This window comes from Amaricoccus solimangrovi (assembly GCF_006385685.1).
Taxonomy (GTDB): domain Bacteria; phylum Pseudomonadota; class Alphaproteobacteria; order Rhodobacterales; family Rhodobacteraceae; genus Amaricoccus; species Amaricoccus solimangrovi.
This window is the reverse complement of the sequence record NZ_VFRP01000003.1, coordinates 157,625-183,107: the sequence shown is the minus strand read 5'-3', so window position 1 is coordinate 183,107 and position 25,483 is coordinate 157,625. Positions and strand designations below refer to the sequence as shown.

Below are 25,483 nucleotides of genomic sequence, written 5' to 3'. Positions count from 1 at the left end.
CACCCCATTTGCGTGTCTTCCATCCCGCCTGGCGGACGCGCCTTCCGCACAGCCTCAACCCCGCGCCTCCGAGACGAGACCGAGCCCCATGTCCGCCGTTGAGCCCGATGGCCTGCCGGAGGCCGGCGACGCCGAGCTTCTCGCGCGCGTCGCACGGCGCGACAGGACCGCCTTCGTCGCGCTGTTCGACCGCTTCGCCGCCCGGGTGAAGGCCTTCATGATGCGCGGCGGGGCCAGCGAGGCGGATGCCGACGAGATCGCGCAGGACGTGATGGTGCAGGTCTGGCGCCGGGCGGAGACCTTCGATCCGGAGCGCGCCGCGGCCGCGACCTGGATCTTCACGATCGCGCGAAACCGCCGGATCGACATCCTGCGCCGGACGCTGCGGCCGGCGCCGGATCCCGACGATCCGCTGTTCCAGCCGGAGCCGGAGCCCGACGGCTACCTGCGGATGAACGCCGCCGAGCGCGAGCGCCGAATCCGCGAGGGGCTGGCGGGGCTGGCCGAGGATCAGCGCGCCGTTCTGGTCGCCGCCTTCTACGACGGGTTGAGCCACGCGGAGATCGCGGCCAAGCTCGGCCTGCCCCTCGGCACGGTCAAGTCCAGGATCCGGCTTGCCTTCCGGCACCTGCGCGGGGCATTGGGCGATACGCTGGCGGAGGAACTGAGCGATGGCTGACGCGGTACCGATGGTCGAGATCCGGCGGGGGCGATTCGCGGAATCCGTCCATCGCGGGCACGCGGTGATCTGCGACGCCTCCGGCGCGATCCGCGCCGCCTGGGGCGATCCCGAGGCGGTGATCCTGCCCCGCTCCTCCTGCAAGATGCTCCAGGCGCTGCCCCTCGTCGAAAGCGGCGCCGCCGCCGGGCTCGGCACGGAACAGCTCGCGCTCGCCTGCGCCTCGCACCAGGGGGCGGACATGCATGTGACGCGCGTCGCGCACTGGCTCTCCGAGATCGGCCTCGGCGAGCGGGACCTGCGCTGCGGCGCCCAGGTGCCCGACGACCGGATCGAGCGGGGCCGGCTGCGCGAGACGCTGGAGGCGCCCTGCCAGCTCCACAACAACTGCTCGGGCAAGCACGCGGGCTTCCTGACGCTGAACCGCCATCTCGGCGGCGACAGCGAATATGTGGAGCCCGATCACCCGGTCCAGCGCGCGGTGCGCGCCGCCTTCGAGGAGATGACCGGCGCCGACAGCCCGGGTTTCGGGATCGACGGCTGCGCCGCGCCCAATTTCGCCACCACGATGCGCGGCCTGGCCTGGGCGATGGCCCGGATGGCCGATCCGGCCGGGCTGGGCGAGGCCCGCGGGGCGGCGGCGGAGCGGCTGGTCGCGGCGATGATCGCGCATCCGCTGCTGGTCGCGGGCGAGGGCCGGGCCTGTTCCGAACTCATGGCCGCGGCCGGCGGATCGGTCGCGGTGAAGACCGGGGCCGAGGGCGTCTTCGTCGCGATCTGGCCGGAAAAGGGACTGGGCCTCGCGCTCAAGATCGAGGACGGCACGACCCGTGCCAGCGAATGCGCGGTGGCGGCGCTGCTCACCCGGCTCGGCGCGGTGAAGGCGGGCGATCCGCGCGTGCTGCGCCGGATGACGCCGCCGATCGCGAACCGCCGCGGCATGGTCGTGGGAGAGATCGCCCCGGCCCCCGGGCTCTGGGAAGACGGCGCGGCGCTCTGACCGCGGCCCGCCCGGCGCGCGCGCCCCGGCTCACTTGCCGACGAGCTGCACCCACCAGATCTTGCCGGTCGCCGGCTCCTCGTACCAGCCGAAGCCGAAGCCGCGGCCCGCGGGATCCATGATGATCTCGCGGGTATCCTTGAAATCGAGCCAGCTCCGCAGCACCGCGAGATCGCTGTCGGTGCCCTCGGCGATGTTCTCGCCGACGAGTTCGGCCTGGTAGCCGGCGCGGAAGGCGCGCTCGCGCGGGGAGGTCAGGTCGGAGCCGAAATGCCAGGCGCGGCCCTGCACCGACATGTCGCGCGCATGCGTCTCAGCCGCCGCGTTCAGCTCGGCCGAATAGCGCAGCGGCGTCAGCCCCTCGCCCTGGCGCACCGCGTTCACCGCGTCGAGCTGCCGGGTCAGGATGTCGTCCGTCTCGGCGGCGGAGATGCGCGGCGCGCCCCCCGTCCCGCTCGAAGTGCAGCTCGCGACGGCGAAGAGGATGGCAAGGGCGGCGAAGCAAAGGCGGATCATCGCGGGTCCGTCGTGATTGGGGCGTTCGGCTCCGACGGTGCTACCGGCTTTGCCACCTTCGTTCAAATCCAATCGCGATCCGCGCCTCCGAGGTCCCGGATGTGTTGCAGAGGAGTCGCTTTCAGAACTGTGAGTTGCGGGCTTTCGCTCATGCCAATACCATCGTCCGCCGACGTCCGAGCGGCGGCGAGGGGTGCCAAGGAGGCAAGTCGAAATGCGTGACAAGGAGATCAACCGGCGGGCCTTCACCCGCTTCGCCGTCGGCGCGGCCATGGCCGGCGCCGCGACCGCGATCGCCGGCCGCGGATTCGCCGCGACGGAGGAGGACGCGCTGGCGAACGACTTCGTGCCCGATTCGCAGGACACGCCGATGCTGCTGCGCCGAATCTCGAGCCTGAAGATGCGCCGGTGGGAAGATTATTTCAGTGACCTCAACAGGGATGCGATTCTCTGCGACACGAATGACCGCGTGCTGCACTACTGGGGCGCGGACGGCTTCTACCGCGTGTATCCGACCTCGGTGCCGCTCACGGAGGAGATGACTCGCCGCGGCCGCACCTCGGTCACGCTGAAGCGCCCCGCGCCGGACTGGCGGCCCACCGCCTCGATGCTGGAACGCCATCCCGGCCTGCCCAGCTACGTCGAGCCCGGACCCGACAACCCGCTCGGAATCCGCGCGCTGAACCTTGGCTGGCCGGCCTACCGGATCCACGGAACCAACGACATCCGCAAGATCGGGCGCCAGTCTTCGAGCGGATGCATCGGCCTTTTCAACGAGCACATCGTCGAGGTTTACGATCGCGCGCAGGTCGGAACGCCAGTGTTGCTCATTTGACAACACCGCCCCTTTCGTGAACCGCGCCGGTTTCGATGATTGAAAACGCGAGGGAAAACTGGTTATCGTTCAAGCATTAGCTTGTCCGCTCGCAGGTCCGGGCGAGCTATCGGTTTCGCAGACCCGCACTCTCTGAGGAGGACAACAATGAAGCTTATCGTTTCGACCGCGGCGGCGGCTCTCCTGCTGGCCGGCCAGGCGGCCTTCGCCGGCAACCTCGTGTACGAAGCGCCGGCCGAGCCGGTGGTCGTCGCCGAGCCGGCGCCGATGGGCGGTTCCAACGCTGCCTGGCTGATCCCGGTGATCGGCCTCGCCGCGATCGCCTACGCGATCTCCAACGACGACTCCTGATCGGGTCACGATAACACGCCGCCGGGCAGTCGGCCTCCCGACACCCGGCGGCGACGAGACCTAGCGAAAGAGGGCGGCGCTTTCCGGCGCTGCCCTTACTGATTTGCGGAATGCGCGTCCGCGCGGGGAATATACGAAATGCGCCCAGGCGCGCCCGCTGCGAGCGGGTTCTCCGGCTTCTTCGCTCTCGCAAAAATACCTTCGGCACACGCGCGCCCGGCGGCGCGGCCGGATCTCAGCGGGGAGATCCGGTGTAGGGCAGCACGATCTCGATATCGATCAGCCCCTGCCGGGGGCCGAGCCAGCTCAGCGTCCGCCAGACGAAGCCGGTCGCGAGATCGGCGAAATGCAACTGTTCGAACGAGCCGGTCGGCCCTTCGCAGTATTCGCTGACCTCCTGCCCGCGGTGCGGCTGGTCGAGGATCACCATCTCCTTGACCGGGCCGCGTTCGAACCGGCAATCGAAGGTCTCGATCTCCCCCCGGGGCGCGTTGGCCGGAAATTCGTAGCTACGCTGGACGAGCGCCGGCCATTGCGAGACCGGCATCGGCGTCGCCAGCGGATCGGGCGTCGTCGACTTGGCCGACAGCAGGTCGTGGCCGAGGCCGCGGGTGCCGGTGACCTGCGAATTACGCATCACGACGAGCTGGCGCAGGCCCGAGGCATAGGTGATGTAGCCGCCGTTGTTCGCCGCGGCGACCAGAAAGGTCGGCGACTTGTCCGAGACGAGGCGGGCGCGGATCGTCGCCACGTCGGCCCTGTCGATCTGCGCGCGCGTGACCGGCGCCCCCGGCTTCGGCGCGGAGGCGTGGAACGGGTTCACCTCATCGATGGCCTTGGAGACGATCGGGTTCAGCCCCTCGTCCGTGCAGCCGGCGAGCGCGGTCAGAAGCAGCGTCGCGAGAACGGTCAGCCTCATTGCCAGTACGAGCCCCAGTTCCACTTCATGTGCTGGCGGTCGAACTCCTTGACCGTATCCCAGAGGTGGTTGGCCACGTCGAGCTGCGCCCCGCCGTCGCGCGAGATCGAGGTGAGCTGGATCGAGTTGCGCGCGTCGGTCTCGAAGGGCACGGTCCAGCGGAACGGGATGGTGATCATCACGCCCTTGTCGAAACTGCCCTCGCCGTAATCCTCGGCGGTGACGTCGGTCAGCGTCGCATAGGCGCCGACCGCCCAGCCGTTGGGGAATTCGCGCGTCACCGTCAGCGTGCCGCCCCAGTCGCCGGCGAGATAGCGGCCGGCGTCGAGTTCGACCTGCATCCCGTACCAGCCGGTCTCCCAGTAGGCCGAGCCGAAGCCGGTCACCACGTCGTAGTCGGTGAGCCCCAGCGGCGCGTCCCACTGGCGCTGCTTCACATAGGCGAGGTCCGCGCCGAGGCCCCAGCTCTGGTCGACCGGCTTCCACAGCACCTCGGAGTAGATGCCCGCGAACTGCCGCTCGAGATAGCCGGCCGAGACCTGGCCATAGGTGTTCTCGTTCAGCTTGAAGACGTAATCGCCGGTCAGGTTCGTGAGCCGCGGGTTCTTGCCGGAATAGTAGCGCGAGGTGTTGGAGCGGACATGCGGCAGGGTGCTGTCGGAATCGCCCGGATCGTCATAGGTGCCGAAGAGCGGCTGGCTGACGCCGATGTTGAACGAGGCGCCCTGCGAGAGGCGCAGCGTCACGTTGGCGTCGAGGTTCAGGCCCACCCGGATCGGCTCGCCCGGCGTGAGCAGCACGAGATAGGGCTGCGGCAGCACGGTCCAGTCGACGGAAGGATAGAGGTTCGGGCGCGTCCAGACCGGATAGCCGGCCGGATCGTCCCAGGCGCCCGCGAGGCCGACCGTGTCCCAGCTGCTCTGCCCGGCGTCCCAGCGCGAGATCTGGCTCTCGTACTCGGCGCGATCGATCGTGACGGTCGTCGTTTCCAGACCATCGGCGATCAGGGTGACGTTGAAGGTTTTCACATTCGCCGGCATGCCGACCTGCAGTACGCGGGTGGCGCGGCCGATGGCGCGCGGCTGCTGGTTGTAGCGCCGGTTCTGGATCACCACGTCGACGACGGAGCCCTTGAAGGTGATCCGCTCGAGCCGGATGCCCTCGACGTCCATCGCCTTGGCGAGCGCGTCGGAGAGGCGGGTCCGCTTGGCCGGGTCGTTCTGCCAGCCCTCGCCCATCGGCGCGTCGTCCGGCCGCGCCGTGGTCGGGATCGGGCCGACGCCGAGATCCTGCGGCGTCAGCGGCTTGTTCGGATTGCCGCTCAGCGCGATGTTGAAGCCGAGCGCGTCGCCGTACATGTAGTAGCCGCCGACCGTGATCCCCTCGGTGATGTTGTATTCGGCGCCGAAGTTGAACGGCGACTTGCGGTCGAAATGCGCGTTCGGCCCGGACTGCTCGCGCGTATAGGCGTCGGAGGAATATTCCGCCTTCAGCGTCAGCCCGTCATAGGGCGTGCGCCATTCGACACCGCCGAAGAGCGCGGCGTCCTCGCCGCGGAAGAACCGGCCGAAGGCGGGCTTGCCGCCCTCGCCGTAATCCTCGTCGCGCGCGCACATGCCGTTCGAGATCGCGCAGAACGGGTTCTTGAACCCGTTCACCCCCGCGAACCGGCCCCAGCCGACGCCGCCCGTGACCGTGACGCTCGGCACCACGCGCTTGGAGGCGACGAGATATTCGCCGGAATAGACGCCGGTCCCGAGGAAGTCGCGGAAGCCGAGCGCCAGGCTCGGTTGCCAGCCCGGCTTGTCCTCGAGGATCTGCAACCGGAAATCGAAGCTGCGGTCCCAGAGATCGTAATCGGGATCGTCCGGACGGCCCCAGTTGTCGATGGTGGAATAGCGCAGCGTACCGCTGAGCCGGGGCAGGATCTGGAAGTTGAACTGCCGCCGGCTCATGCCGTCGAACTTGCTCCAGGAGAGCGTCATCTGCCCGTCCGGCATCATCTCGGCCGAGGGCATGTCGATGAGGCCGGCGTTGCCGTAAAGGTTCACGCTCGGCCGCGGCCGCGGCGCTTCCTGCGCGAAGGCCATCACGCCGAGCGCCAGGGCCGAAACCGAGGCCAGAGCAGCCGGGAGCAAAACCGCGCGCGGTCGCCGGTGCGACATTCAACCTACCTCAAAGACCCGGTTTTTCAGGGCCGGTGCCAGATTTTGCGACGGACATTGTCGGATTCGCTCCCGAAGCGCCAGCCTTGATCAGCCGCCGGCGCGACAAAATTGCCCCCGGTGTGGCACCGATCCCTCACAGCGCCCCGAGCCGCTCGGCCGCCAGCACCGCCGCGAGGCCCGCGCGGTAGTCGGGATAGCGCGGCGCGTAGCCGAGTTCCTCCCGCATCCGCCGGTTCGAGACCCGCTTGGACTCGTTGTAGAAGCTTCGCGCCATCGGGCTGAGATCTGCCTCGTCGAAGGCGATCCCGGGCGGCGGCTCCATCCCGAGCAGCCCCGCGGCGTAGAGGATGACCTCGCCGGGCGGGGCGGGCGCGTCGTCGGCGAGATTGACGATCCGGCCCGGCGCCGGCCGCGCCACCGCGGCGCGGAGCGCCCCCGCGATATCCTCGACATGGATCCGGCTGAACACCTGGCCCGGCTTCACGATCCGTTGCGCCCGCCCCTCCCGCAGCCGATCGAAGACGCTGCGCCCCGGCCCGTAGATCCCGGCGAGGCGGAAGATCTCGACCGGCAGGCCGGATCCGAGCCAGGCCCGCTCCGCCTCCACCCGCCGCGCGCTCCGCGCGTTCACCGGGGCGAGCGCGCCCTCCTCGTCGACCCAGCCGCCGTTCCGGTCGCCATAGACGCCCGTGGTCGAGAGATAGCCGACCCAGGCCGGCCGGGCCGCGGCCAGCGCCGCCCCGTGGCGCCCCAGCACCGGGTCGCCCTCCTCCCCCGGCGGCGCGGAGATCAGCAGATGAGAGGCCGCGGCGATCGCGCGGCGCATGGCGGCCGCGTCCCCGGCATCCACCGGTTCGACGCCGGCCGCCGCCATGGTCGCGGCCTTCTCGCCCGATCGTGTGGCCCCGATCCGCCGCCAGCCCTCCGGCAGGCTTGCCGCGAAGGCCGCCGCCGAGTAGCCATGGCCAATCGTCAGGAGCACGGGTCCGTCCGTCATGGGCCCTCCTCATTCATCCCAGCCAGACCTCTAGGGGAAGGCCGCTGCCATGCGAAGGCATTTCCTCACTCTCGCCCTCCTTCTCGCCGCGGGCGCCGCGCCCGCGCAGGAAACCATGCCGGCCGCCGGACCGGACGCGCCCCCCCGGCCCGATGTCTCGCCCCGGCCCGCCGATCCCGGCATATCCTCGGCCGAGCAATGCGAGGCCGAGATCCGGACCGATCCCGCGACCGCGCGGGAGAAGGCGGCGCTCTGGTACCGTCTCGGCGGCGGGGTCGAGGCCCGGCTCTGCGAGGCGTCCGCGCTCGAGGCGATGGGGGCCGACGCGACCGCCGCGCAGATGCTGACCGCCGTGGCGCAGAACCCGAACCGGGCGATGGACATGAACCTGCGCGCGACCACCTACGAGGACGCCGCGCGGCTCTGGCTCCGGGTGGGCCGCCCCGATCTCGCGCGCGAGGCGCTCCTGTCGGCCAACCGGCTGACGGAGCCCGGCGCGGATCGCTGGATCGACCTCGCCCGCGCCCAGGCGGGGGAGGAGGACTGGACGAGCGCGCGCGCTTCGCTCGACAAGGCGCTGGCGCTCGAACCCGGGGATGCGACGGCCCTCGCGCTCCGCGCCGCGACGCTGCGTCACCTCGGCGACGGCGACGCCGCGCTGGCCGAGGCGCGCCGCGCGCTCGCGATCACCCCCGACCTGCCGGAGGCGCTGTTCGAGGAGGGCGCCGCGCTCGCGACCGCCGGCGACAGGGACGCCGCGGCCGAGGCCTGGATGCGCCTCATCGAGACCCATCCGGAGAGCGATCTGGCCGGCCCGGCGCGGCGGAACCTGCAGATGCTGACCGAAGCCGCGCCAGCGCCCACTCCCCCGCCTCCCGCGCCACGGGATCCGCGTCCGCGGCCAGCCCCTCCGCGACCGGGATGAGCGCCGCCTCGCCGGAATTGCCGACCGCGTAGGCGACGTTGCGCGCGAAGCGGTTCCGGCCGATCCGCTTGATCGGCGAGCCGGAGAAGCGCGCGCGGAAGCCCGCGTCGTCCAGGCCCGCGAGTTCAGCGAGGGCGGGCGCGCGAAGGTTTTCCCGCGCGTGATAGGCCGCCTCCCGGGCCACCCCGGCGAACTTGTTCCAGGGACAGACCGCGAGGCAGTCGTCGCAGCCATAGATCCGGTTGCCGAGGAGCGGGCGCAGCTCCGGATCGACCGGCCCCGCGTGCTCGATGGTGAGATAGGAGACGCAGCGCCGCGCATCGAGCTGATAGGGCGCGGGAAACGCGCCGGTCGGGCAGATGTCGAGACAGGCGCGGCAGGAGCCGCAATGATCCCGCTCCGCCGCGTCGCGCGGCAGGTCGAGCGTCGTGAAGATCGCGCCGAGGAAGAACCAGCTCCCGAGCCGCCGGCCCACCAGGTTCGTGTGCTTGCCCTGCCAGCCGAGCCCCGCGGCCTCGGCCAGCGGCTTCTCCATCACCGGCGCGGTGTCGACGAAGACCTTGATCTCCGCCCCGGTCTCCGCGACCAGCCAGCGGCCGAGCCGCTTCAGCCGCTTCTTCACCGTGTCGTGGTAGTCGCGCCCGCGCGCGTAGACGCTGACATTGCCCCGGTCGGGCCGGGACAGCAGCGCCAGCGGATCCTCCTCGGGCGTGTAGACCTCCGCCAGCATGATGACGGAGCGCGCCTCGGGCCAGAGCGCGGCGGGGTCGCCGCGCCAGGCCATCCGCTCGGCCATGTAGCCCATCGTGCCGTGACGGCCGGCGGCGACGAAGGCGGCGAGCCGCGCCTTCGCCAGCGGGATCGCATCGGGCGCGCAGATGCCGGAGGCCGAGAACCTCTCCGCGAGCGCCCGCGCCCTGATCCGCGCGGCGATCTCCTCCGGCCCCGCGTCCAGCATGGCCTCCCTCAGAAATCCAGATCCGCGTAATGCTGCGGCGGCGTGAAGCCCGGCACGAGGTCCGCGAGGATCGAGCGGAAGGCCGGGCGCGACTTGATCTTCGCATACCAGTCCCGCACGCCCTGGCCGCGGGTCCAGTCCACATCCGCGACATAGTCGAGACAGGAGAGATGCGCCGCCGCCGCGAAATCGGCGATGGTCATCTGGTCGCCCGCGAGCCAGCCGCGGCTCTCGAACAGCCATTCCATGTAGTCGAGATGGTACTTGATGTTGCGAAGCCCCGCCTTGATCTTCTCGCTTTCGGGATAGCCGGCCTTCATCAGCTTCTTGTTCACCCGCTCGTAGAGCAGGTTCGCCGTCACCTCGTGGTGGAACTTGTCGTCGAACCAGGCGGCCAGCCGGCGCGCCTCGGCCCGGGCCGCGGGCTTGCGCGGCAGCAGCGGCGGTTCGGGATGGGTTTCCTCGATATATTCGAAGATCGCGCTCGATTCCGCGAGCACGAGATCGTCGATCTTCAGAAGCGGAACCTTGCCGGCGGGGTTCATCCGCAGGTAGTCCATCCGCCGCTCCCACGGCTTTTCCTCGGCCAGTTCCACCTCGATCTTCTTCTCGGCGAGGACGAGCCGGACCTTGCGGCAGAAGGGCGACAGGGGCATGTGATAGAGACGGCGCATTTTCGCGGCCTTTCCTTGCTCGATCCTCCCTTATCGCCGCGAATCCCCCGCGCTTCAACCGCCCGGCCTCCCCCCGGGCGCAGCCGCCTTCACAGGAAACACGCCGCCCGGCCGTCGACCCGCAGCGTCTGGGCGCCATGCTCGATGGCCCGGCCGCGGCTCCGGATGTAGCCCGTCCCGCTCACCGGCGAGCGGTTCTTCGGATCCGGCAGCACCGCCATCAGCCGCGCGGAGGCCCGCGGCGTCATCCTCGCCGCGCCGGTATCGAAGTAATGCCGCGAGGCCGCCTCGACGCCGAAGATCCCCTCGCCGAACTCGGCGATGTTGAGATAGACCTCCATGATCCGCCGCTTCGGCCAGGTCAGTTCGATCAGCACGGTGAACCCGGCCTCGAACCCCTTGCGGAGCCAGCTTCGCGACGGCCAGAGGAAGACGTTCTTCGCCACCTGCTGGCTGATCGTGCTCGCGCCCCGCAGCCGCCCGCCATCGGCCAGCGCGTCGCGGATGCCGTCGAGGTCGAATCCGCTGTGCGCGCAGAAATTCGCATCCTCGGCCGCGGCCGCGGAGAGCGGCAGCCAGGCGGACATCTCCGCGAGCGGCACCCAGCGCCGTTCGACCGCGCCGAGCCGCAGCCGCTCGGACATCATGTAGAAATTCGTCGGCGGATCGACGAAGCGGAACAGCAGGACGAGCAGCACAGCCGCCAGCGCCGCGAGAACGAGAAGGCGGCGCAGGATCGCCCAGAGAAGATTGATCACCGGCTCTCCCGTCTTGTCCGGCCGCCCGTCCCGCGGGGATCGCCGCCCGCGCGCGAGGCCGCCTATTCCGCCGTCACCCGCGCCAGGGTCGTGGAAAGCTCCGGCCCGCGCCGCAAGGTCTGGTAGACGACGCAGTAGCGCTCCGTCAGCTTCATGAGCTGGTCGAGCTGTTCCGCGGGCGCGTCGGTATCGAGGTCGAAGGCGAGCCGGATCGCCCGGAATCCCACCGGCGCCTCGCGGTCGACGCCGAGCGTGCCGCGGAAATCGAGATCGCCCTCGACCCGGATCTCCGCGTCGCGAAGCTCGACGCCGATCGCCGTCGCCACGGCCTTCAGCGTGACGCCGGCGCAGGCCACGAGCGCCTCGAGCAGCATGTCGCCCGAACAGGCCTCGAGCCCGCCGCCCCCGGTCGCGGGATGCAGCCCCGCGGTCACCAGCGCGCGGCCGGTCTCGACCTTGCAGGCGATTCCAGCCTCCGCGAGGCTGCCCCGGGCCTTCAGCGTGGCGAGCGCCGCGCCGGGTTCCGCGCGATAGCGATCCTTCAGCGGCGCCTGAAGCGCGCGCAGTTCCTCCGCGTCCATCAATCCGATGTCCTCCCGTTCGTTCTTCCCGCCGAGCCTAGCGCGCCACGCGCGCCGCGCCAGCCCCTTCCGCGCGCAAGTGCCGGAAAGGAAAGGCCCCGCCGGTGAAATGCCGGCGGGGCCGTGTCGGATGGCGCTGGTCGGAAGCGTCAGGCGGTCGCCGCCGCCGGACGGTCGCTCAGCGGGTACTTGAGCCGGCTCAGCATTTCCTTCGGGACGATCTGCCGGAACTTCGGCAGGCTGTCCTCCCAGTGGCGCAGGATCTCGGCGGCGCGGGGGCTGCCGGTCTCCCTCAGATGCTCCGCGATGATCCCGCGCAGTTCCTCGGCCCATTCCTCGGATTCGATCGCGACCGAGATCACGTTCTCCGGGTTTAGCCGCGTGTCGATCTCGCCCTCCGGATCCCACAGGAAGGCCATGCCTCCGGTCATGCCGGCGCCGAAATTGTCGCCGAACCGGCCGAGGATCACCGCCGTGCCACCGGTCATGTATTCGCAGCCGTTCGAGCCGCAACCCTCGATCACCACCGTCGCGCCGGAGTTGCGCACGCAGAACCGCTCGCCCGCGCGTCCGTTGGCGAAGAGCTTGCCCGCGGTCGCGCCATAGAGGACCGTGTTGCCGATGATCGCGTTGTCATGCGGCACGAGCGGGCTGCCGAGCGGCGGCTTCACGACGATCGTGCCGCCCGAGAGCCCCTTGCCCACATAGTCGTTCGCCTCGCCCGAGACCTCGATCTTGAGCCCCGGCGCGGCGAAGGCGCCGAGCGACTGGCCGGCGGAACCGGAGAGCTTGATCGTCAGATGGTCGGACTGAAGGTTGTTCTTCATCCCGAACCGCTGGACGATGTGGCTCGACACCCGCGTGCCGATCGAACGCAGCGTGTTCTGCACCGCGTAGCTCAGCTGCATCTTCTCGCCGTCCTTGAAGAACGGCTCGGCGTCGGCGACCACCTGCTGGTCCAGCGTGTCGAGCACGGCCTGCCGCGGCTGCGCCCGGTCATAGACCTGACGCTCCCCCTGGTCGACGTTGATGAGCAGCGGATTGAGGTCGAGATCGTCGAGATGCTCGGAGCCGCGGCTCACCTGCGTCAGCAGGTCGGCCCGCCCGATCACCTCGTCGATGGACTTCGCGCCGACGCTCGCCAGCACCTCGCGCACTTCCTGCGCGTAGAAGCTGATGAGGTTCACCACCTTGTCGGCGGTGCCGGTGAACTTCGCCCGCAGGTCCGGGTTCTGCGTGCAGACGCCGACCGGGCAGGTGTTCGACTGGCACTGCCGCACCATGATGCAGCCCATCGCGATCAGCGCCGCGGTGCCGATACCGAATTCCTGCGCGCCGAGCATCGCGGCGATCACGATGTCCCGGCCGGTGCGGAGCCCGCCGTCCGTGCGCAGCGTCACCCGGTCGCGGAGGTTGTTGATCGTCAGCACCTGATGCGCCTCGCTGAGGCCCATCTCCCAGGGCAGGCCCGCGAACTTGATCGAGGTCACCGGGCTCGCGCCCGTGCCGCCGTTGTGGCCCGAGATCAGGATCACGTCGGCCTTGGCCTTGGCGACGCCCGCCGCGATCGTGCCCACGCCCGACTGGCTCACGAGCTTCACGCAGACCTTCGCCCGCGGGTTGATCTGCTTCAGGTCGTAGATGAGCTGCGCCAGATCCTCGATCGAGTAGATGTCGTGGTGCGGCGGCGGCGAGATCAGCGTCACGCCCTGCGTCGAATGCCGCAGCCGCGCGATGAGCTCGGTGACCTTGATGCCCGGAAGCTGGCCTCCCTCGCCGGGCTTCGCGCCCTGGGCGACCTTGATCTCGAGTTCCTCGCAGTGATTGAGGTAATCGGCGGTGACACCGAAGCGTCCGCTCGCCACCTGCTTGATCTTGGCGGAGGGATTGTCGCCGTTCGATTCCGGCGTGTAATGCGCCGGATCCTCGCCGCCCTCGCCCGAATCCGACTTCGCACCGATCCGGTTCATCGCCACGTTCAGCGTCTTGTGCGCCTCCGGCCCCAGCGCGCCGAGCGACATGCCCGGCGTCACGAAGCGCTTGCGGATCGCGGTGATCGATTCCACCTGCGCCAGTGGCACGGCCGGGGTCTTCGGCTGGAAGTCCAGCAGGTCGCGCAGCTGGATCGGCGGGCGCGACTGCATCGCCTTGGAATACTGCCTCCAGAGATCATAGGATCCCTTGTCGCAGGCCGCCTGCAGGATGTGCATCGCCTGCGCTTCCCAGGCATGGGTCTCCCCGGAGCGGCGCGCCTTGTAGAAGCCGCCGATCGGCAGCACCGCCTCGCCGCGCAGCCAGGCCCGCGCATGCACGCCCTCGACCTGCTTCTGCACGCCGGAGACGCCGATGCCCGAGATCCGGCTCAGCATGCCGGGGAAATATTCCGCCACCATCGCGCGGCTGAGGCCGACGGCCTCGAAGTTCAGCCCGCCCCGGTAGGACGAGATGACCGAGATCCCCATCTTGGCCATGATCTTCAGCAGACCCTGGTCCACCGCCTCGCGGAAGCGCCGGACCGCCTCGGTCAGTGTGCCGGGCAGCAGGCCCCGCGCGATCCGGTCGGCGATCGAATCCTCGGCGAGATAAGCGTTGACCGTGGTCGCGCCCGCGCCGATCAGCACCGCGAAATAATGCGGGTCGATGCATTCCGCCGAACGGACATTGAGCGAGGTGAAGGTCCGGAGCCCCTTGCGGGTCAGCCAGGAATGCACCGCGCTGGTCGCGAGGATCATCGGCATGCCGACGCGCTCGGCCGACTGATGCTCGTCCGTCAGGATGATGTGGTTCGCGCCGGCGCGGACCGCCTCCTCGGCCTCGGAACGGATCCGGGCAAGGCCGTCCTGCAGCGCGTTCGCATCGCTGCCGACCGCGAAGGAACAGTCGATCTCGGTCGCCGCGTCGCCGAAATACTTCGCCATCGCCGCGAAGGCGGCATTCGAGACGAAGGGGCTGTCGAGCTGCAGGATCTCGGTCTGACTGTTGTTCTGGTCGAGAACGTTCTTGAGGTTGCCGAACCGCGTCTTGAGCGACATCACCCGATGCTCGCGCAGCGAGTCGATCGGCGGGTTGGTCACCTGGCTGAAGTTCTGCCGGAAGTAGTGGCTGAGCGGCCGGTACTTGCCCGAGAGCACGGCGGGCGGCGTGTCGTCGCCCATCGAGCCGATGGCTTCCTTGCCGTCCTCGGCCATCGCATGGACGATGACCTCGAGTTCCTCGACCGAAAAGCCGGCCGCGATCTGGCGCCGGCGCAGTTCCGCGCCGTCGAAGATCGCCTTCTCCTCGACATCCGAGGTCAGCTTCTCGAGATCGGTGATCGAGCCGACCCATTCGCCGAAGGGCTGGCTCGCGGCCAGCATGTCCTTGATTTCGCCGTCGTGGTAGAGCTTCGCCTCGCCCATGTCGACAGCGAGCATCTGCCCCGGCCCGAGCGCGCCCTTCTCGCGCACCGTCATGTCGTCGGTCGGGACCATCCCCGCCTCGGAGCCGGCGATCACCAGCCCGTCGCCGGTCACGACATAGCGCATGGGCCGGAGCCCGTTGCGGTCGAGCCCGCCGCAGACCCAGCGCCCGTCGGTCATCGCGAGCGCGGCCGGCCCGTCCCAGGGCTCCATCACCGCGTTGGAATAGGAATACATGTCGAGCCAGGCCTGCGGCATCTTGGTCGCGAGCTTCGACCAGGCCTCGGGCACCAGCATGGTCTTGGCCATCGGCGCGATGCGGCCGGCGCGCACCAGCACCTCGAACACGTTGTCGAGCGCCGCGGAATCGGAGGATCCCGGCAGGACGATCGGCTTGATGTCCTCCGCCTGCTCGCCGAAATAGTCCGAGGACATGCGGATCTCGTGGCTCCGGAGCCAGCCGAGGTTGCCCTTCAGCGTGTTGATCTCGCCGTTATGCGCGAGCATCCGGAACGGCTGCGCCAGCCACCACCGCGGGAAGGTGTTGGTCGAGTAGCGCTGGTGATAGATCGCGAAGGCGCTCTCGAACCGCGGATCCTTCAGGTCCGGGTAGAAGACCGAGACATGCTCGGCCAGCATCATCCCCTTGTAGATCACCGAGCGGCAGGAGAGCGAGCAGACGTAGAAGTCGCGGATACCGGCGGCCGCCTTCTCGATCCGGCGGCGGATCACGTAGAGTTCGCGCTCGAAGCTCTCCTCGTCGATGCCCTTGGCGTTCGAGATCAGGATCTGCTCGATCTCCGGCCGGGTCGCGTTCGCCTTCAGGCCGAGGCAGGAGATGTCGAGCGGCACATGGCGCCAGCCGTAGATGTAGTGGCCCATCCGCAGCACTTCGGTCTCGACGATCGTGCGGCAGGTCTCCTGCGCGCCGAAATCGCTGCGCGGCAGGAAGATCTGGCCGACCGCGAGCTTCTCGCCGCGCGGCGCGTGGCCGGTGCGGCGCACCTGATCCTCGAAGAAGGCGGTCGGGATCTGGACATGGATGCCCGCGCCATCGCCGGTCTTGCCGTCGGCGTCGACCGCCCCCCGGTGCCAGATCGCGCTCAGCGCCTTCAGCGCGCTCTCGACCACCTGCCGGCGCGGCTTGCCGTCGATCGCGACGACGAGGCCGACGCCGCAGGAGGAATGTTCCTGCTCGGGATGATAGAGACCCTCCGCCTCGAGACGGGCGAACTCGGCCTCCATCCTCGCAACCCAGGCCTCATCGTAAACGGTCATGGCGGTTCTCCTGGCGAGGGGACGCTTCGCAGCGCCCGGGCGTGGTAGGCTTCTGGTATCGGTCGCGGCGAAATTCGCCGCTTCGCAATCCGCTCCCTCCGGCCGGACGGTCTCCGGCGGGGGCGTGAAAGTCCGGCTTCGTGGCGACGGGGACGGGCGCCCCCGCCGCGGCGCGTCTATTCCGCGGCGATGCTGGCGCCGCTGCCGCGCGTGTCGAGATAGTCGATGATGCTCGCGGCGGCCTCGCGGCCGTCGCGGATCGCCCAGACGACGAGGCTCGCGCCGCGCACGATGTCGCCGACCGCGAAGACCCCGTCGAGGCTCGTCTGCTTGGTGGTGAAATCGGCCTTCACCGTACCCCAGCGTGTGACCTCGAGCCCTTCGACGTCCCAGAGCCGGGGCAGGTCCTCCGGCTCGAAGCCGAGCGCCTTGATGACCAGTTGCGCGGACTCGGTGTAATCCGCGTCCGGGATCTCCTCCGGCGACTGCCGGCCGCTCGCGTCGGGCGCGCCGAGCCGCATCCGGCCGACGCGGACCCCGGCGACGGCGCTCTCGCCCGTGAAGCCCTTCGGCGCGGTGAGCCAGGCGAATTCGACGCCTTCCTCCTCGGCATTGGCGACCTCCCGCTGGGAGCCCGGCATGTTCGCCCGGTCGCGACGGTAGAGGCACTTGACCGACTTGGCGCCCTGGCGGATCGCGGTGCGCACGCAGTCCATCGCGGTGTCGCCACCGCCGATCACCACGACCTCGCGCCCGTCGGCGTTGAGCTCGCCGCTCTCGAACTCGGGCACGAGATCGCCAAAGCTCTTGCGGTTGGAGGCGGTGAGATAGTCGATCGCGCGCACGATCCCGTTCAGCCCGCTGCCGGGGCCGCCAAGGTCGCGCGTCTTGTAGACGCCGGTCGCGATCAGGACCGCGTCGTGCTTCGCGCGCAGTTCGGCGAAGGTGATGTCCTTGCCGACGTCGCAGTTCAGCACGAATTCGACCCCGCCCTCGGCGAGCTGCCGGTTGCGCCGGACCACGACGTCCTTCTCGAGCTTGAAGCCCGGAATGCCGTAGATGAGCAGCCCGCCGGCGCGGTCATAGCGGTCGTAGACCGTGACCTTGAACCCCGCGCGGCGCAGCGCGTCCGCCGCCGCGAGCCCGCCCGGACCCGCGCCGATCACGCCGATGCTCTCCTCGCGCTCGGCCGCGGGCACGATCGGCGCCACCCAGCCCTCTTCCCAGGCGGTGTCGGTGATGTATTTCTCGATCGCGCCGATGGTGACGGTGCCGTGGCCCGACTGCTCGATCACGCAGTTGCCCTCGCAGAGACGGTCCTGCGGGCAGATGCGGCCGCAGATCTCGGGGAAGGTGTTCGTCGCCTGGCTGATCTCGTAGGCTTCGCGCAGCCGGCCCTCGGCCGTCAGCTTCAGCCAGTCGGGGATGTTGTTGTGCAGCGGGCAATGCGACTGGCAGTAGGGCACACCGCACTGCGAACACCGGCTCGACTGCTCCGCCGCCTTGGCATCGGCGAATTCGCGATAGATCTCGTGGAAGTCGCCGCGACGCTCCTCCGCCAGCCGTTTGGAAGGCATGTCCCGTGCGACCTTGACGAATTTCAGCATCCGCTGTTCGGCCATCCACTTCTCCCCCGTCGGTAGGCCCAGGTCGGGCGTGCGTAGTTCTATTTCATCCCCGGGAACATAAAAAGTCAGTCTTGCTGACCTTTTTTCATGTTTTCCCTCTCCCGGCCCTCTCCGGCTCGAATTTCCGCGCGAATTAAGGTCAGCATCGCTGACCTACTCCCCTGATCACGCGCCGACACCGGCCCAGAGCGCCACCAGAGCCACCAGGCCGACGACGATTCGCCACCATCCGAAGATCGCGTAGCCGCGCCGCGAGACGAAATCGAGCAGGTGGCGCACGACGAAGACGGCGGCGATGAAGGCGCAGACGAAACCGACCGCGATCAGCGTCGCGTCGTCCCAGGTGAGCACGTCGCGGTTCTTGAAGAGGTCGTAGGCGAAGGCGCCGGCCATGGTCGGCATCGACAGGAAGAAGGAGAATTCCGCCGCCGCGCGCTTGTCCGCGCCCATCAGCAGCGATCCCACGATCGTCGCGCCGGAACGGGAAACCCCGGGGATCATCGCGAGGCACTGCACGAGGCCGATCTTGAACGCGAGGGGCAGCGGGAAGTCCATTACGTCGTGATATTTCGGCTCCGGTGCGAAGCGGTCCACCACCAGCAGGACGACGCCCCCGACCACCAGCATCGCCGCGATCAGCGAGGGCGTCTCGAAGAGCACCCGCTTGATGAAATCGTGCGCGAGCACGCCCACGACCACCGCGGGCAGGAAGGCGAGCAGCACCGCGAGGATGAAGCGCCGCGTCTTCGGATCGCGCGGCGCGTCCTTGACGAGCTGGATCAGCCGGCCCGCGTAGACCGACAGGATCGCGAGGATCGCGCCGAGCTGGATCAGCACCTCGAAAGCCTTGCCCGACGAATGGAAGCCGAGGAAATGACCCGCGAGCAGGATATGGCCGGTGGAGGAGACGGGGATGAACTCGGTCAGCCCCTCGAGCACGCCGAGGAACGCGGCGACGAACAGCGAATGCTCCATGCCTCAGTTCCAGAGCCGGGCGGCGGATTCCTGGATCGCGTCGTATTGCCCGTGCGGGCGATAGACGTAGAGATAGCTGTCCAGGACCGCCTCCATCGGCGTCGGCTTGATCCCGAGCTCGGCGAAGCCCTTCGCATCGGGGGCCACGACATTGTCCTTCGCGAGCATGCGGAGCTGGTCGCGCGTCATCAGCGTGTTGGTGAAGAGGCCGAAGCTCGCCTTCTGCGCCGTGTCGCCCGCCCAGGCCTGGAGCGAGGCCATGCTCCGGGGCATCGCGAAGAGCCAGCGGCGGCGGCGGATGACCGCGAGCATCTCGTGGACCAGCCGGCTCAGCCGCGCGACCCGGGGTCCGCCGAGTTCGTAGACGCCGGGCGCCACGTCGCCGGTGATCGCCAGCGCGGCGGCGGCCGCGACGTCGTCGACATAGACCGGCTGGAATTTCGTGTCCGGATTGGGGATCAGCATCAGCGGCGCCACCCGGGCGATGCCCGCGAACTTGCGGAAGAACCCGTCGCCGTCGCCGAAGACGACCGAGGGGCGCAGGATCACCGCGGAGGGAAAGGCCGCCGTCACCGCCGCCTCGCCCGCGGCCTTGGCCCGGCCATAGGCGCTGTCGCTCTCGGGATCCGCGCCGATGGCGGAGACATGAACGAGCTCGCCCACGCCCTCCTCCGCCGCGATCCGCGCGATGCGCCCCGCGCCATCGGCCATCACCGCCTCGAAGGTCTGCTTGCCCGACTCGCCGAGGAGGCCGACGCAGTTCACCACCGCGCTCGCCCCGGCGATCGCCGCGCGGGTCGAGGCGTCGTCGCGGATATTGGCCTGGATCGGCTCGACCTGGCCGACGACGCCATAGGGACGGACGAAACCCGCCTCATGCGGCCGGCGCACCGCGACGCGCACCCGCCACCCGGCCCGCGCCATCCGCTGGGCGATGTAGCGGCCGATGAAGCCGGAACCGCCGAAGATCGTGACGATGGGCACCGTGACGGGCAATGGCTGGGACATATTCGATTCTCCTTGCGGCGCACCATTTCGCAATAGTGCCGGAAACCCCGCCGGACAAGTTGCAATTGGCCGCGAGACCCGCCCCGCGGAGCGCCCGCGGGCGCCAGTCGCACATGATACCGCGGCCATTCACGCGTTCCTGATCGCGCAACCCCCGTTGACACTTCCCGGAGGCATCTGTACATGCGCGCCATCGGCACCTGCCCGGGTGGCGGAATGGTAGACGCGCTGGTTTCAGGTACCAGTGACTTAACGGTCGTGGAAGTTCGAGTCTTCTCCCGGGCACCAGTCGCCGAGCACGGCAGGCGAAAAAGCCTAGTAAAAACAGCGCATTAACCGAATGCGCTGGCTAACCCTTGAAAAATTCGGCGAAAAATGCGCCCCATTATGCGCCACACTGGCGCGATGGGAGCGGTTCGGATGGGACGGAAATCGGGGGCCGGCGGGGTCTACGCACGCGGCGGAAACTGGTATTTCAAGCAGCGAGTCCCGCGCCGCTTCGAGGCGCTCGACCCGCGCCGACCGGTCAGGATCTCCCTCAAGACTGATTCCGAGCGCGAGGCGCACGCGAAGGCGCCCGTCGTCGCGGCCGAGCTCTGGGCCTATTGGGAGGCACTCGAGGCGGGCAACGGCGCCGACGCGAAGGCGCGTCACGCCTCGGCCGTGAAGCTCGCGAAGGCGCGCGGCTTCGCCTACCGGCCGGCCGAGGATCTCGCCGCCGGCGACCTCGTCGAGCTGGTTGATCGCCTGAAGTCGCTCGTCGGCTCGGGCGGGGTCGTGGCGACCGGCCCGGAGGCAAAGGCGGTCCTCGGCATGATCGCCGCGCCGCGTCCGCTGGTGTCCGAGCTGCTCGCCGATTTCTTCACGCTCACGACCGACCGGCTCAAGGGGAAGAACGAGGCGCAGGCGAAACGCTGGCGCGGCATCCGCGAGGCGACGATCGCGGATCTGATCGGGGTCCTCGGCGACGTGCCGATCAACGAGATCAGTCGCGAGGACGTGCTGCGCTTCCGCGCCTGGTGGCAGGCCAAGGTCGAAAAGGGCCACGCGCCGAACACGGCCAACAAGCAGTTCGGGCAACTGTCCGACATATTCCAGACCGTGAACGACCTTCGGCACTACGGGCTCGAAAACCCGTTCAAGGGGCTCCGGTTCAAGGACGCGGGCCACGCCAAGCGCGACCCCTACTCCGCCGAGTTCATCCGCGACGCGATCCTCAGGCCCGGCGCGCTCGACGGCATGAACACCGAGGCCCGCGACATTCTGCTCGCGATGATAAACACCGGCGCCGGGCCGAACGAGATCATCGGCCTCGCCGCCGAGGACTATCGCCTCGACCATGCGATCCCGCATATCCGCATCCGGCCGAACGAGCTTCGCGGGCTCAAGACGACGCACGGGCTCCGCGAGCGCGAAATCCCCGCCCTCGGGGTCTCGCTCCAGGCGCTCCGCCGGCTCCGCGACGCGGGCGGCTGTTCGCGCTACGTGGGGAAAAACGATAGCTGGTCGACGGCGGTCAATGCCTACATGCGCGAGAATGGCCTGCGCGAGAATCCCCGGCAGACCGCCTATTCGCTGCGCCATGGTTTCGAGGACCGGCTGCTCGACGCGGGCTGCGACGATCGCATCCGGGCCGACCTCATGGGCCACAAATACGCCCGGCCGAAATATGGCGCCGGCGGGCGGCTCGCGCGCGTCGCCGAGGAAATCGGCAAGATCGCGCTTTGAGCATTTACCCTTCGGGGCGGGAGCCATTGAAGGCGGACGGCTAGATTCTTCGCGCCGCCTGGCTCCGCCGCCTTCAAGGCGACGACTGGCGCCAGCCCGCCGAGCCGAATCAAGGAAAGGGCCGCTCCGCCGGGAGCGGCCCTTTCGGCGTTTCAGGAGGCTCGGCTGGCGGCTAGAGGGCCTCGCGGCCGTCGAGCGCCAGGATCTCGCGGGCGATGGCGGCGCGGACCTCGGCGCGAATGTCCTCGGCCCGCGCGCGAACCGTCGTGCTCGGGAGGATCGCCGCCTGTTCGCCGGCGCGCGGCTCGCCCGCGTCGATCCGGGCGACCATGCGGCCCGAGGCGGGATCGCGGCCGAGGTAGCGGCCGAGATCGACGCCCGCGACCGGACCGCAGGCGGCGAAAAGGACCGGATCGCCGGGTTCGACCTCGCGGCCGCGCTTGTCGAAGGCGCGGCCAGCGGCGGGGACGCGGGCAATCGGAGCGGGGCGCTCCGCCGGCGGGACGAGGCGGACCCCGGCGCGGAGGTCCTGGGCGAGCTGGGCGGAGGCATCGATATCGAGCATGAGCGGGTCTCTTTCTGGCGATGGGGCCTGGCCGCTTCCTCGAAATCGTCGCGATGGACGTCGAAATGCGCGGCCGCGTTTCGGAACGCGTGGCGGGTTCCGTGTTTCATGACGCGGCGCGCGAGCCGAGCGCGCCGCTCCTGTTTTCGGGGCGAGCGGGATGTTCCCGCCGGCTTTACGCCGCAGCCCGGGACGCCGCCCGGAAGCGGCCCCCCGTAGCGATCAGCCGCGCGCGCTCAATGGCCCGCGCCTCGGCTTCCGCGCGGGCGATCTCGGCCTCGATCCGCTCGAGGATCGGAAGCGCGGCGGCGCCGTCCTCTGCGATCACGATCGCGACGATCTCGCGGGCCTCGATCAGATCGGCGAGCGTGACCGCTCGCCGCCGCGCCGGCTGACCGGGCGCGGGCATTCATCCGCCTTTGGCGATCCGGCGATGGAGCCGGTCCAGCGAGATCCCGAGGAAGCGCGCGGCGCCAACCTTGCGATAGCGGTTCGCCCGCATCGCCTCGGCGATCAGCCGCGACTCGAATTCACGAATGGCTTCATCGAAGGTCTTTCCCGCGACGTCGACCTTGACCACGCACGGGGCACTCATGCCGCGAGATCCCGCGGCAACATACGCAGCACCGCGACCGGAGGGATCGCGAAGGTCTGGCTCCACCGGGAAAACCGGACGAGGACCTCGGCGGGGTGCGCGCCCATCACCAGAGCCTCGATCTGCTGCCCCGCGTCATGGGTCTGGACGATCACACGATCGCCCGCGCGGAGGTCGGTCGTGTTGCGGCGCGCGAGGAAAAGCGCGCTGGTTTCGATTGAAATACTCTGCTCGAGCGGGCCATTCATGGCCGTATTCCCTTTTAGGTTGTTTGGTATGCCAGCATCTGCCCGTTATGCGCGAAGCGATCAAGCGAAATATCGGAAAAAACCGTCAAGAGACAAAAATTTTCGCCGGCGGCCGCGCCTTAGCCTTCCGGCGCGGGGAATCGTGCCTCGGCCCCCGCGTTCACGGCCCTCGCGCCGCTGATCGCGCCGACGACCTTCAGGCCCGGCCGCTCCATGAATTCGTGCGACGGCGCGGCTCCGGGGTGAAACTCGACCAGCCAGGGGGGGAGGCAATAGCGCAATGTCGCCTCGCCGGATTCGGAGGTGACGACGACGAGCCTGCCCGAATAATCCCTGAGCGGGATGATCGCGACACGCTCGCCCGGGAGAATGCCGAAAATCATCGCATCCGGTCCGATCGCGACCGCGATCCTGATCCGCTCGCGCTGTTCGGGCGGATAGGCTTCGAGCTGCGCGCGCTCCCCGGCCGTGAATTCTCCTTGTTCTACAATGGTGACCGCGCCACGGGCGGAAACGGCGCCGGCAGGAGGCGGGGGCGTCTCGGGACGCTCCGGGCCTTCCGCGCCCTCGAGCAACTGCCATAGCGTGATATCGAGGGCCGCCGCGATCTGCTCGACCGTTTGCAACCTGGGGGAGCGATCCGGGGTCCTGAAGATGTCATTGACCGCGGTCGCGGAAAGCCCTGCGCGTTGACTGAGCTGGGACTGGCTGTAACCCCGGATCTGACGCCAATGCTCGATGTTCTGGGCGAGTCGCGAAAGCATGGCGCGGGAGGACCTCACGGGATCAGGGGACCAGATTTCCGTTCGAGAAATCACGCGATTCGTGAAAACGCAACGCTGATCGCGAAAACGCCGAAAAAAGCTATACCAGCGTCGCTTGTTTGATCCGGTTTTTCCGGCGACTATGTACCGGCTTCCACCGAAAAAACCGATAGTTGTCGCCTTGAGCAAAACCACCTCGCCCAACCTGGGCGCGGCGCGGACCCCTGCTCGCGTCCGCGTCATACAACCCTTGATTGATCGCTCCGTCGCGCGCTGGCTTAACCGGATCATGATCGCGCACCGCCTCGACACCTGGGCGGAGGCGGCGGCGCTCGTCCTCCGCCGGATCGCGGAGGACGCCGCCGATCCCGTCAACGCGCATCGCTTCTCGGCCGAGGACGCCACGACTCGCCGGGGCCTCGTCCGGGGCTGGGATGCCCGCGCGGGGCTCCCTCTTCGGATCTACACCGGGGGGGCCGCGATCTGCCTCCGTGTCCCCGCGCTGACCGGATGGCTCCACGCCTTGACCGGGCTCGACCCGCAACGCGGCGCCTCGGCGGTCCTCGCGGTCGCGCGGCGGATCGACCCGGCGGCCGCGCGCTACCTTCCGGCGGAGGCGGACGAATGAGAGCGGCGCCGATCACGCTCCACGCGGGCGACTGCCTCGAGGTCGCAGCCGGGCTCCCGGCCGATAGCTTCGACGCGATCGTGACGGACCCGCCTTATCACCTGACCTCGATTGTCCGGCGTTTCGGCGGGCCAACGGCCGCGCTGGCGGGGGAGGAATCGGACGGCCCTCTCGCGCGCGCCTCGCGCGGTTTCATGGGCAAGGAATGGGACGGGGGCGATCTCGTCTTCCGCCCCGCGACCTGGGCGACGCTCGGCCGCGTCCTGAAACCCGGCGGCCACCTCGTCGCCTTCAACCACAGCCGGACCTTTCACCGGATGGCGGTGGCGATCGAGGACGCGGGTTTCGAGGTCCGCGACTCCATCCTCGACCTCTACGCGACCGGGCCGCTCTGGGGCGATTTCCTCGACGGTCTCTCGCCGGATCAGGGGCGCGCCTTCGCCCGCGCCGTCGCCGGTGGCGGCGGGCCACTACTCGCCTGGCTCTATGGCTCGGGCATGCCGAAGTCGCACAATGTCGCCGCCGCGATCGACAAGGTGCTCGGGGTTGAGGGTGAGATCATTGGGCGGCATAGCCCCGTCGCGAGATGGGCAAGCGACTACGCGGACGGTATGCGTGACGTCTCGGCGCGCGAGATCCGCGGCATCGTTTCCGAGGCGGCCAAAGCCTTCGACGGTTGGGGCACGGCACTCAAGCCGGCATTCGAGCCGATCGTCCTTGCCCGCAAGCCGCTCGCCGAGTCCTCGATCGCCCGGCAACATCTCGCGACCGGTACCGGCGGGCTCAATATCGACGCCGCGCGGATCGGCGCGAGCGGAGGAACCGTCTCGGGCCGGACACGAGGGGCAAGCGCGGGCATTCTCGGCAACGGATTGAACGGGGGCGGCGCCTATCCGATCGACGCGGGGCGCTGGCCGGCGAATGTCACGCATGACGGGTCGGTTGAGGTCCGCGCGCGCTTCCCCGTCGACGCCGAGGGATCGGTCGGGCGGTTCTTCTATTCCGCCAAAGCCGACGCGGCCGACCGGCGCGGCTCGAAACACCCGACCGTGAAGCCGCACGCGCTCATGCGCTGGCTGGTCCGGCTCGTCTCGGCGCGCGGCGGGCTGATCCTCGACCCGTTCGGCGGCTCGGGCGCGACCGGCTGGGCCGCCGCCGCCGAGGGTCGCCGCGCCGTCCTGATCGAGCGCGATCCCGATTACGCGGCGCATATCGCCCGCGTCATCGCGGGGCTCGAGGACCCGGCCGGGCCGCACTCGCCCGACGATTCCGACCCTTCCGACCGTCAACCCTCGCTTTTCTGAGGC

24 protein-coding genes and 1 tRNA gene are annotated in these 25,483 nt (G+C 69.2%); 8 read left to right on the top strand and 17 right to left on the bottom strand.

All coding sequences use genetic code 11. The features are described 5' to 3' along the window. The first annotated feature begins 88 nt into the window (after positions 1-88). Entirely contained in the window at positions 89-679 is a 591-nt protein-coding gene (locus tag FJM51_RS05480) for a sigma-70 family RNA polymerase sigma factor (protein WP_140453112.1), read from the top strand. Beyond that, complete coding sequence (locus FJM51_RS05475) at positions 672-1,679, top strand: asparaginase (RefSeq protein ID WP_140453111.1); 1,008 nt, start codon at positions 672-674, stop codon at positions 1,677-1,679. The genes FJM51_RS05480 and FJM51_RS05475 overlap by 8 nt, the downstream gene beginning before the upstream one ends. Positions 1,680-1,709: 30 nt before the next feature. Here the strand turns inward: FJM51_RS05475 and FJM51_RS05470 are convergent, their stop codons facing one another. Beyond that, positions 1,710-2,195 (bottom strand): CAP domain-containing protein, encoded by a 486-nt coding sequence (locus FJM51_RS05470; protein WP_140453110.1) that lies wholly within the window; start codon positions 2,193-2,195, stop codon positions 1,710-1,712. A 214-nt stretch (positions 2,196-2,409) separates the two neighbouring features. Between FJM51_RS05470 and FJM51_RS05465 the strand changes: the two genes are divergently transcribed. Then, positions 2,410-3,030, top strand: coding sequence for a L,D-transpeptidase (locus FJM51_RS05465; protein WP_140453109.1), 621 nt, complete (start codon positions 2,410-2,412; stop codon positions 3,028-3,030). Between the two features lie 147 nt (positions 3,031-3,177). Further along, a complete protein-coding gene (locus FJM51_RS05460) occupies positions 3,178-3,381 on the top strand; it encodes a hypothetical protein (protein ID WP_140453108.1) in 204 nt (67 codons plus the stop codon). A 235-nt stretch (positions 3,382-3,616) separates the two neighbouring features. Here FJM51_RS05460 and FJM51_RS05455 read toward each other — a convergent pair whose 3' ends face one another. From FJM51_RS05455 to FJM51_RS05405, 11 genes are all read right to left on the bottom strand, one after another. Continuing rightward, positions 3,617-4,300, bottom strand: coding sequence for a YjbF family lipoprotein (locus tag FJM51_RS05455; protein ID WP_140453107.1), 684 nt, complete (start codon positions 4,298-4,300; stop codon positions 3,617-3,619). Then, the gene (locus FJM51_RS05450; RefSeq protein WP_181164455.1) at positions 4,297-6,390 is read right to left on the bottom strand and encodes a YjbH domain-containing protein; all 2,094 of its coding nucleotides are present in this window, start codon (positions 6,388-6,390) and stop codon (positions 4,297-4,299) included. Before FJM51_RS05450 ends, FJM51_RS05455 begins: the two co-directional genes overlap by 4 nt. Positions 6,391-6,601: 211 nt before the next feature. Further along, positions 6,602-7,465: an SDR family oxidoreductase gene (locus tag FJM51_RS05445; protein ID WP_140453105.1), complete on the bottom strand. Its 864-nt coding sequence runs from the start codon at positions 7,463-7,465 to the stop codon at positions 6,602-6,604. A gap of 779 nt (positions 7,466-8,244) precedes the next feature. Further along, a complete protein-coding gene (gene queG, locus FJM51_RS05440) occupies positions 8,245-9,348 on the bottom strand; it encodes a tRNA epoxyqueuosine(34) reductase QueG (protein WP_140453104.1) in 1,104 nt (367 codons plus the stop codon). Between the two features lie 8 nt (positions 9,349-9,356). Further along, positions 9,357-10,022, bottom strand: a complete 666-nt coding sequence (gene fzlA, locus FJM51_RS05435; protein ID WP_140453103.1) for an FtsZ-binding protein FzlA — start codon at positions 10,020-10,022, stop codon at positions 9,357-9,359. A gap of 89 nt (positions 10,023-10,111) precedes the next feature. Next, positions 10,112-10,780 (bottom strand): monofunctional biosynthetic peptidoglycan transglycosylase, encoded by a 669-nt coding sequence (mtgA, locus tag FJM51_RS05430; RefSeq protein WP_140453102.1) that lies wholly within the window; start codon positions 10,778-10,780, stop codon positions 10,112-10,114. A gap of 62 nt (positions 10,781-10,842) precedes the next feature. Beyond that, positions 10,843-11,361, bottom strand: coding sequence for an OsmC family protein (locus tag FJM51_RS05425; protein ID WP_140453254.1), 519 nt, complete (start codon positions 11,359-11,361; stop codon positions 10,843-10,845). A 149-nt stretch (positions 11,362-11,510) separates the two neighbouring features. Continuing rightward, a complete protein-coding gene (gltB, locus tag FJM51_RS05420; RefSeq protein WP_140453101.1) occupies positions 11,511-16,037 on the bottom strand; it encodes a glutamate synthase large subunit in 4,527 nt (1,508 codons plus the stop codon). Positions 16,038-16,213: 176 nt separating this feature from the next. After that, positions 16,214-17,659, bottom strand: a complete 1,446-nt coding sequence (locus FJM51_RS05415) for an NAD(P)-dependent oxidoreductase (RefSeq protein ID WP_140453100.1) — start codon at positions 17,657-17,659, stop codon at positions 16,214-16,216. 171 nt (positions 17,660-17,830) lie between these two features. Continuing rightward, positions 17,831-18,640: an undecaprenyl-diphosphate phosphatase gene (locus FJM51_RS05410; RefSeq protein ID WP_140453099.1), complete on the bottom strand. Its 810-nt coding sequence runs from the start codon at positions 18,638-18,640 to the stop codon at positions 17,831-17,833. A 3-nt stretch (positions 18,641-18,643) separates the two neighbouring features. Then, on the bottom strand, positions 18,644-19,648 hold the full coding sequence (locus FJM51_RS05405; protein WP_140453098.1) for a complex I NDUFA9 subunit family protein: 1,005 nt from the start codon (positions 19,646-19,648) through the stop codon (positions 18,644-18,646). A 202-nt stretch (positions 19,649-19,850) separates the two neighbouring features. On the opposite strand from FJM51_RS05405, the gene FJM51_RS05400 reads away from it, so the two are divergent. Both FJM51_RS05400 and FJM51_RS05395 read left to right on the top strand, forming a co-directional pair. Beyond that, positions 19,851-19,936: transfer RNA gene (locus tag FJM51_RS05400), tRNA-Leu, on the top strand. A 132-nt stretch (positions 19,937-20,068) separates the two neighbouring features. Beyond that, positions 20,069-21,376: a phage integrase gene (locus FJM51_RS05395; protein WP_181164454.1), complete on the top strand. Its 1,308-nt coding sequence runs from the start codon at positions 20,069-20,071 to the stop codon at positions 21,374-21,376. A 172-nt stretch (positions 21,377-21,548) separates the two neighbouring features. On the opposite strand, the gene FJM51_RS05390 is transcribed toward FJM51_RS05395, so the two are convergent. The 5 genes from FJM51_RS05390 to FJM51_RS05370 all read right to left on the bottom strand — a co-directional run bounded on the left by FJM51_RS05390 (position 21,549) and on the right by FJM51_RS05370 (position 23,548). Then, complete coding sequence (locus FJM51_RS05390) at positions 21,549-21,941, bottom strand: hypothetical protein (protein ID WP_140453096.1); 393 nt, start codon at positions 21,939-21,941, stop codon at positions 21,549-21,551. 175 nt (positions 21,942-22,116) lie between these two features. Further along, positions 22,117-22,350 (bottom strand): hypothetical protein, encoded by a 234-nt coding sequence (locus FJM51_RS05385; protein ID WP_140453095.1) that lies wholly within the window; start codon positions 22,348-22,350, stop codon positions 22,117-22,119. After that, positions 22,351-22,536, bottom strand: a complete 186-nt coding sequence (locus FJM51_RS05380; RefSeq protein WP_140453094.1) for a helix-turn-helix domain-containing protein — start codon at positions 22,534-22,536, stop codon at positions 22,351-22,353. Then, complete coding sequence (locus FJM51_RS05375) at positions 22,533-22,784, bottom strand: hypothetical protein (protein ID WP_140453093.1); 252 nt, start codon at positions 22,782-22,784, stop codon at positions 22,533-22,535. Before FJM51_RS05375 ends, FJM51_RS05380 begins: the two co-directional genes overlap by 4 nt. A gap of 119 nt (positions 22,785-22,903) precedes the next feature. Beyond that, a complete protein-coding gene (locus FJM51_RS05370) occupies positions 22,904-23,548 on the bottom strand; it encodes a helix-turn-helix domain-containing protein (RefSeq protein WP_181164453.1) in 645 nt (214 codons plus the stop codon). A 289-nt stretch (positions 23,549-23,837) separates the two neighbouring features. Between FJM51_RS05370 and FJM51_RS05365 the strand changes: the two genes are divergently transcribed. Together FJM51_RS05365 and FJM51_RS05360 are read left to right on the top strand one after the other, a co-directional pair. Then, entirely contained in the window at positions 23,838-24,176 is a 339-nt protein-coding gene (locus tag FJM51_RS05365; RefSeq protein WP_140453091.1) for a hypothetical protein, read from the top strand. Next, complete coding sequence (locus FJM51_RS05360) at positions 24,173-25,480, top strand: DNA methyltransferase (protein ID WP_140453090.1); 1,308 nt, start codon at positions 24,173-24,175, stop codon at positions 25,478-25,480. The genes FJM51_RS05365 and FJM51_RS05360 overlap by 4 nt, the downstream gene beginning before the upstream one ends. Positions 25,481-25,483: the final 3 nt, after the last annotated feature.